The sequence below is a fragment of the Aliiroseovarius zhejiangensis genome, from assembly GCF_014656375.1.
In the GTDB taxonomy this organism is placed as follows: Bacteria; Pseudomonadota; Alphaproteobacteria; order Rhodobacterales; family Rhodobacteraceae; genus Aliiroseovarius; species Aliiroseovarius zhejiangensis.
The window spans coordinates 255,041-262,855 of the sequence record NZ_BNCH01000005.1 but is presented as its reverse complement, the minus strand read 5'-3'; the positions used below and the strand labels follow the sequence as shown (position 1 = coordinate 262,855).

The following is a 7,815-nucleotide window of genomic DNA, read 5'->3' as shown; positions in this document are numbered from 1 at the left end:
TCATCTCGCGGTGCCCACGACGATGATCGACGCCACGGGTGAGCCTGCGACCTTCTCTCTGGTTGTCAATCGGCATTGAACTTTGACCCCTTATCGGCATCCAATTTTGACCCCCTTGATGCTGAGCAGGCCCGGCGCTGCGTAGTCTTCATATAACGCAGCGGCGGCGGGCCTGCGGGGTTTCGGATTGGCGCTACGCGCGGTTCTTGAAGCGCCAGCTTTCGTTGCCGGTCTCGACAATCTCGCAATGGTGAGTGAGCCTGTCGAGCAGCGCGGTTGTCATCTTGGCATCTCCGAAGACTCTGGGCCATTCGCCGAAAGCCAGGTTGGTGGTGACGATGATCGAGGTGCGCTCATAGAGCTTGCTGATCAGATGGAACAGCAGCTGACCGCCGGTCTGGGCGAACGGGAGATATCCGAGCTCGTCCAGGATCAGGAAGTCGAGCCGGGAGATCAGATCGGCGGTACGGCCCTGCCGTTCTGCCCTGGCTTCGGCGTCCAGTTTGTTCACCAAGTCAACGACATTGAAGAACCGGCCCCGGCGGCCAGCCCGGATGCAGGCACGTGCAATGCTGACGGCGAGATGGGTTTTGCCGGTTCCGGTGCCACCGATCAGGACAAGGTTGCGTTGATGGTCCAGGAAGTCTCCGGTGGCGAGGTCGCGGATCAGGGTCTCGTTGACTTGCGCCGCTTCGAAGTCGAACTCCTCCAGTTCCTTGGCCAGCGGCAATTTGGCGATGGTCATTTGGTATTTGACTGACCGTGCCTGCTTCTCCCTGATCTCGGCGGTCAGAAGATCCCCGATGATCTGCTGGGGCTCGTGCTGGCGTTTGACGGCGGTGGTCAGCACCTCGTCATAGGCCGCCCTCATTCCGTAGAGCCGCAGCTTCCCCATCGCGTCGATCACGTCTGAGCGTTCCATCTGTTTGTCTCCTCAAGCTGTCATATCGGTTGCAGTCGGCAATTGGTTCACAGGCCAGCTTCAGCGCATCTGGCGTCGTAATTGTCAGGGGCGGTGGTGGCTCGCGGTGCCGGGCCAGGATGTTCAGGACCACGCCTGCGGAATGGACATTGTGCGACAGGGCTTCTGCGCAAGCCGCTTCGACCGCCTTAATCCCGTCGGTCAGTACGGCGCTCAGGATGTCGACCATCTGCCGGTCACCGCCGGGCTGACGTTCCAACTTGCGCCACACGCGGCGGATCGGCACCGGCAGCTCCCATTCCTTGAAGGGTGCCCCATTGCGCAAGGCGCCGGGTTTGCGGGCCAGAACAGGTATGTAATGCAGGGGATCGAAGATCGTTTTGTCCCGCCCGAAGGCCCGCCCATGCTGGCCAACGATTTGCCCATCCTGCCAGCATTCCAGCCGATCGGCGTAAGCCCTGATCTCGACCGGCCGCCCCACGGCGCGGGCATCGACCGAGTATCTGTTCTTGTCGAAGCGCACGAGGCAGGTCTTGGACACAGAGGCCGGGACCGCATGGAATCCATCGAACGGGCCGACGTAAGGCACAAGGCTCGGGCATTCTTCTTCGAACACCTCCCAGATCGTTCTGTCCCGCAGCTCGGGGTGTTTGTTTGCCCTCGAATAGGCCAGGCATCTATCCTCCAGCCATGCATTCAGCTCGGCATAGGACTTGAACTTCGGACGCGGCACGAAGAACCGTCGCCGGATGACACCGACTTGGTTCTCGACCTGTCCCTTCTCCCAACCCGACGCCGGGGTGCAGGCGACAGGTTCGACCAGGTAATGGCCGCACATCTGCTGGAACCGCCGGTTATAGGCGCGGTCCTTGCCGACGAAGATCGCGTCAACGGCGGTCTTCATATTGTCGTAAATCCCCCGGGCGCAGGCCCCACCGAAGAAGGCAAACGCCTTGTCGTGGGCATCGAACACCATCTCCTGGGTCTCTCTGGGATAGGCCCGGACAAACGGCATCCGGCTATGGCTCAGGCGGACATGGGCAACCTTCACCGTCGTGGTGACGCCGTCAATCAGAACGACCTCATGGCTCCAATCAAACTGATAGGCCTCGCCGGGATCGAAGCTGAGCGGCACATAGGCCGCCGCCGATGCCTCCCGGGTCGCCTTCGACCAACGCGCCGCATAGCGCCGTACCGCGTCATAGCTACCGTCATAACCTCGGTTGCGCAGTTCTTCGTAAATCCGAACCAGCGTCAGGCGCTGCCGCTTGGGCTGCCGGTCATTCTCGCCCAGCAGCTCATCCAGATCGGATCGCCAGGGGTCAATCTTGGGGCGAGGCTGCGTCGAGCGGTCATAGCTGAACTCGGTTGCCCCAGATCGCACCACCTTACGCACCGTGTTCCGCGACACCCGCAACTCCCGGCAAATCTGCTTGATCGACTTCCCCTGGATAAAATACGCCCGCCTGATCTTCGCAATCGTCTCCACAACCAACATCCCCAACTCGCTCCCTCAAATCCGTCGAGGAAGCTTCTGAACAGAAATATCAGGGGGGTCACTCTTGGACGCCGATTACCCCAATACTGGGGTCAATTTTGCATGCCGGTTCACATTTGGCTCCTAACAACGAGGCGATCGTCAGCTGACTGCCCACGGATCTGCTTCTCGATCCGGTAAAGCGCCGCGATCTGCTTGAGCCCTTCCTATACAATGGGGGCCACGTTGTTGTGGGTCAGGTCATAGAGCTTGCGACGGGCATGGGCCCAGCAATACCTGTGAAATCTGTCGACTCGAGTGCGAGATCGGCACCGAGCGAAGCTGATCTCAAGTCCAGGGGTAATCGCCTGTATATCTCGGTACGCCTGTTCGCGCGGATAGCACATGACTGGGCTACGTCAAATAGTCTGGAGGCAAGCGCATATGTGCAATTTGCTACTGCGACGCACAGTGCCATGAGTAAAAAGTGGAAGTTGGATGCGGATCGCATCAATGACAGCGGAGTGGATTAAGACACTATCCCGGCCAGACGTGAAATGGTCCGAATTGGACGATATGTGATCTTGGCGGAGCTGGTCCTACGCCAGTTTTTCGCGACATCGCTTGAGCAGGAAATCAATGAATAGACGGACTTTGCTGTCCTGGAAGCGCCGGTGCGGATAGAGACATCCAAACACTGCGGGTTCAGGTGGCGTTTCTGGCAGAATTTCGACAAGTGTCCCGTTTGCTAGGTGTTCGGCGACATCGAAACGCGGCTTGTTGATGATGCCACGCCCAGCACAGGCCCATCCGGTCAACACGTCTCCGTCATCGGAATCGTAACTGCCGGAGACATCCATCCTCTTGGGTCCTTCGGACGTCGACAGGGTCCAGTACCATTCGGGCGAGCGCGGGTAGCGTAGGAGCAAGCAATTGTGACGTTTCAAATCATCGGGGATCTGAGGCACGCCGTGTCTTTCAAGATAAGATGGCGCGGCACAAAGGATACGCGGGGTGTCCATTATCTTGCGCAGTTTCAGATTTGAATCCGGTGGACGTCCGACAAACAATGCAACATCAAGACCGTCTTCCAGCAAATCCACCTTGCGATCCGAGAGGCGCAGACGAACGGATACTTCCGGGTATAGATCGACGAATTCCGGGATAAGCGGAGCGACAAGTCGCTTACCGACCCCGAGAGGCGCCGTCACCTGGACAATACCGCGAGGCGATTGAGAAAACCCCGAAATCGCAGCCTCGGCATCGTCGATGGATTGAACGACTTGCTTGGCGTGTTCGTAAAACGTCCTGCCCACGTCGGTAGGCGACAATTTGCGTGTTGTGCGATTGAACAATCTGACATCCAAACGCTTCTCCAGCTCTTTGATGCGCTTGCTGGCCACCGCAGGTGTTAGCCTAAGATCACGCCCACCCGATGTGATGCTGCCCAGTTCAACGACCCTCACGAAGACTTTCAGGCTTTCAAGATAGGGCATGGAATTCTCGGATTATCAACGAATCGTTGAATGAGCATACCCGAATGCGCCGCTTTCGCACATAAAAATACCGAACCATACTGACGGCATCGCAGAATCCGGGCTGGGATAAGGGAGTGAAGAATGGCGACGAGATCAGAAATTCGTTTCGTGTTGAACGACCGGGATGTGACTTTGACTTGCGTTGGGGCCAGTGACACGTTGCTGGATTTTCTACGCATTGACCGTCGACTGACAGGCACAAAAGAAGGTTGCGCGGAAGGCGATTGTGGCGCTTGTACTGTTCTGGTCGGTCGGTTGCAGGACGGCGTTCTGCGCTATGAGCCCGTGAACGCCTGTATTCGGCTGATGGCGTCCCTTGACGGGTGCCATGTCGTCACTGTTGAATATCTCTCTGGCCCAAAGGGCAAGCTTCACCCGGTCCAGCAGGCAATGGTCGAACATCACGGCAGCCAATGCGGTTTCTGCACCCCGGGTTTCGTCATGTCTCTTTACGCGCTTTGGATGGGCAATCCAGATCCAACCGAGACCGAAATCGAGGTCGCGTTGCAAGGCAATCTGTGCCGCTGCACCGGATACGAACCGATCGTCAAGGCGGCAAAGGCCGTGTCCACCCACGGTAGCCCTGCAGACGATGCGCTGACCCTGGAGCGTGCCGCCATGACGGACAGGCTGACGAAGATTCACGATGGCAATCGCGTCGTTGTCTCCAACGGTGATAGCCAATGCACTCTGCCGGCATCGGTTGACGATCTGGCGGATGTGCTGCTGGAAACACCCGGCGCAACCATCGTGGCCGGTGCCACGGATGTTGGTCTTTGGGTGACCAAGTTCCTGCGCGATATCTCTCCCGTCGTGTTTCTGAGTCACCTGGACGAGTTGCGTCATCTCGAAGTGACCAAGGATACAATCCGGGTCGGCGCAGGCGTAAGCTATGCGGATAGCCGCGACACCATTGCTGCCGATTATCCACATCTTGCAGCCTTCTGGGATCGGATCGCCGGATGGCAGATTCGTAGCATGGGTACCATTGGTGGCAATATTGCAAACGGGTCGCCCATTGGCGACACGCCACCTGTTCTGATCGCGCTTGGCGCGACGATCACTTTGCGCAAAGGATCTGCGCGGCGCGCTTTGCCGATCGAGGATTTCTTCATCGACTACGGAAAGCAGGATCGGGCCGAAAGCGAGTTTGTGGAGAGCATCAGCGTTCCGCGCCCTGCGGCAGGTACGATTCACGCGGCATATAAGATCTCCAAGCGGCGCGACGAAGATATCTCGTCGGTCTGCGCGGCGTTCAGCGTCAAGGTCGAAAACCACAGAATTACCGAGGCACGCATTGCTTTCGGTGGCATGGCCGCGACACCAAAGCGCGCGTCCAACGCCGAAGCTGCCCTGGTTGGAGCGCCCTGGAGCGAGGCTTCGCTTGTTGCCGCAGCCGAGAAACTCAGCAGCGATTTCAGCCCGCTTTCCGACTGGCGCGCATCTTCTGAGTATCGCCTGCAAGTGTCCAGGAACCTGTTTCGCAAATTCTGGCTGGATCAGCAGGATGAGACCGCGAATGACCGCCTCAGCGCCTAAGGACGAGATTTGACATGAAAGATCAAAAGCCATCGATTGCCCCAATCAAGGGCGCCGTAAACACAGATATGCGTCACGACAGTGCCATCAAGCATGTGACGGGCCGCGCTGAATACTGTGATGATATCGCCGAACCGGTTGGAACGCTTCACGCATATCTGGGTCTGTCGACCAGGGCGCACGCGTTGCTGCGCGAGGTGGACCTGAGCGCAGTGCGCGCCGCGCCGGGGGTTGTAGGGGTTTTGACGGCCGAGGACATTCCCGGCGTCAATGACGTGTCGCCGACAGGGCGCAATGACGAGCCGATCTTTGCAACTGAAAAGGTGGAGTTCTGGGGCCAGCCGATGTTCGCGGTTGTCGCCGTATCACGCGATGCAGCCCGCCGCGCGGCGAAACTTGCGAACGTGGTCTACCAAGACCTGCCGCATGTGCTGGATCCAGAAGCCGCGCAAGCAGCAGGCAAGGGCTATGTCACCCCGCCGCTGACGCTTAAGCGAGGCGATGTCGACAGTGCGATGCACAAAGCCAAACACCGCATCAAAGGCAAACTGCGAGTCGGTGGCCAGGATCACATGTATCTGGAGGGCCATATCGCGTTTGCCATCCCCGGCGAAGACGAGGACGTCATCGTTCATTCATCCACCCAGCACCCCTCCGAGGCTCAGCATATGGTTGCTCATGTCCTTGCTGTGCCCTCCAACGCCGTGACCATCAATGTCCGCCGGATGGGCGGCGGGTTCGGGGGCAAGGAAACCCAGATGAACCTGTTTTGCGCGGTGGCGGCCTTGGCTGCGAAAAAGTGGAACCGCGCCGTCAAGATCCGTCCGGACCGTGACGACGACATGTCTGCCACCGGCAAGCGCCATGATTTTGTAATCGACTATGAGGTCGGCTTTGACGACGATGGTGTCATCCAGGCCGTGACCGGTGCATTCGCGGCCCGTTGCGGGTTTTCGTCTGACCTGTCAGGCCCCGTTACGGATCGCGCGCTGTTTCACGCCGACAACGCTTATTACTACCCCAATGTCCTGCTGAACTCGCACCCGATGAAGACCAATACGGTCTCCAACACAGCGTTCCGTGGCTTTGGCGGCCCACAGGGGGTGATCGCGGCCGAGCGGATCATGGAAGAGATCGCTTATCACCGCGGGCTGGACAGCCTCGAAGTGCGCCGGCGCAACTTCTATGGCGATGGCGGTCGCGACGTGACACCCTATCACCAGACCGTCGAAGACAACATCGCGCCGCGCATTTGTCAGGAACTTGCAGAAAGCGCCGATTATGAAGCCCGTCGTCAGGCCGTTCTGGACTGGAACGCCAAGGGCGGCACCATCCGCAAGGGAATTGCCCTGACACCAGTGAAGTTCGGCATCTCATTCACTGCAACCTGGTACAATCAAGCCGGTGCCCTGGTTCACATCTATTCTGATGGATCTATCCATCTGAACCACGGTGGCACGGAAATGGGGCAAGGGCTCAACACCAAGATTGCTCAGATCGTGGCGGACGAACTTCAGGTCGATTTTGACAAGATAAAGATCACCAAAACGACGACTGAAAAAGTGCCCAACACCTCTGCAACTGCGGCCTCTTCGGGGTCCGACCTGAATGGCATGGCCGCACAAGACGCGGTGCGCCAAATCAAAGAAAGACTGGTGGCTTTTGCCGCAGAGCATTGGAGCGTCAGTGCAAACGCGGTGCGCTTCCTTCCCAATGCGGTACAGGTGGGCGATGAAATTGTTTCCTTCCTCGATTTCATCAAGCGGGCCTATATGGCTCGTGTCCACCTGTCCGCAGCAGGCTTCTATAAAACACCCAAGATCCACTGGAACCGTGAAACGGGGCAGGGACGTCCTTTCTACTACTATGCCTATGGCGCCGCATGTTCTGAGGTGTCCATTGACACATTGACCGGTGAATACCGCGTCGAGCGCACGGATATCCTGCATGATGTGGGTAAGTCCCTGAACCCGGTCCTGGACGTCGGTCAGATTGAAGGCGCCTTCATTCAGGGAATGGGATGGCTGACCACAGAAGAGCTGTGGTGGGACGCGCAAGGTCAGTTGCGCACCCACGCACCGTCCACCTACAAAATCCCCCTGGCCTCTGATCGTCCGCGCATTTTCAACACGAAACTGGCGACCTGGTCAGAAAACAAAGAACCCACAATAAAGCGGTCCAAAGCAGTGGGCGAGCCGCCCTTCATGCTTGGTATTTCGGTGTTCGAAGCGCTGTCACACGCGGTTGCCAGTGTCGCCGACTATCGTGAATGCCCGCGCCTGGACGCCCCTGCCACGCCAGAACGCGTGCTGATGGCTGTCGAACGGCTACAAGGTTAA

The 7,815-nt window shown here is 58.3% G+C and carries 5 protein-coding genes; 2 read left to right on the top strand and 3 right to left on the bottom strand.

The features are described from left to right. Positions 1–193 precede the first annotated feature (193 nt). From istB to IE188_RS12860, 3 genes are all read right to left on the bottom strand, one after another. A complete protein-coding gene (gene istB / locus IE188_RS12870) occupies positions 194–922 on the bottom strand; it encodes an IS21-like element helper ATPase IstB (RefSeq protein WP_191286911.1) in 729 nt (242 codons plus the stop codon). Continuing rightward, positions 855–2,420 carry an IS21 family transposase gene (gene istA / locus IE188_RS12865; RefSeq protein ID WP_191286910.1) on the bottom strand — a complete coding sequence of 522 codons (1,566 nt, stop codon included), beginning with the start codon at positions 2,418–2,420 and terminating at the stop codon, positions 855–857. The genes istB and istA overlap by 68 nt, the downstream gene beginning before the upstream one ends. Before the next feature lie 578 nt (positions 2,421–2,998). Continuing rightward, positions 2,999–3,895, bottom strand: a complete 897-nt coding sequence (locus IE188_RS12860; protein ID WP_191286909.1) for a LysR family transcriptional regulator — start codon at positions 3,893–3,895, stop codon at positions 2,999–3,001. A gap of 123 nt (positions 3,896–4,018) precedes the next feature. On the opposite strand from IE188_RS12860, the gene xdhA reads away from it, so the two are divergent. Both xdhA and xdhB read left to right on the top strand, forming a co-directional pair. Further along, positions 4,019–5,476 carry a xanthine dehydrogenase small subunit gene (gene xdhA, locus IE188_RS12855; RefSeq protein ID WP_191286908.1) on the top strand — a complete coding sequence of 486 codons (1,458 nt, stop codon included), beginning with the start codon at positions 4,019–4,021 and terminating at the stop codon, positions 5,474–5,476. A 14-nt stretch (positions 5,477–5,490) separates the two neighbouring features. After that, positions 5,491–7,815: a xanthine dehydrogenase molybdopterin binding subunit gene (gene xdhB, locus IE188_RS12850; RefSeq protein ID WP_191286907.1), complete on the top strand. Its 2,325-nt coding sequence runs from the start codon at positions 5,491–5,493 to the stop codon at positions 7,813–7,815.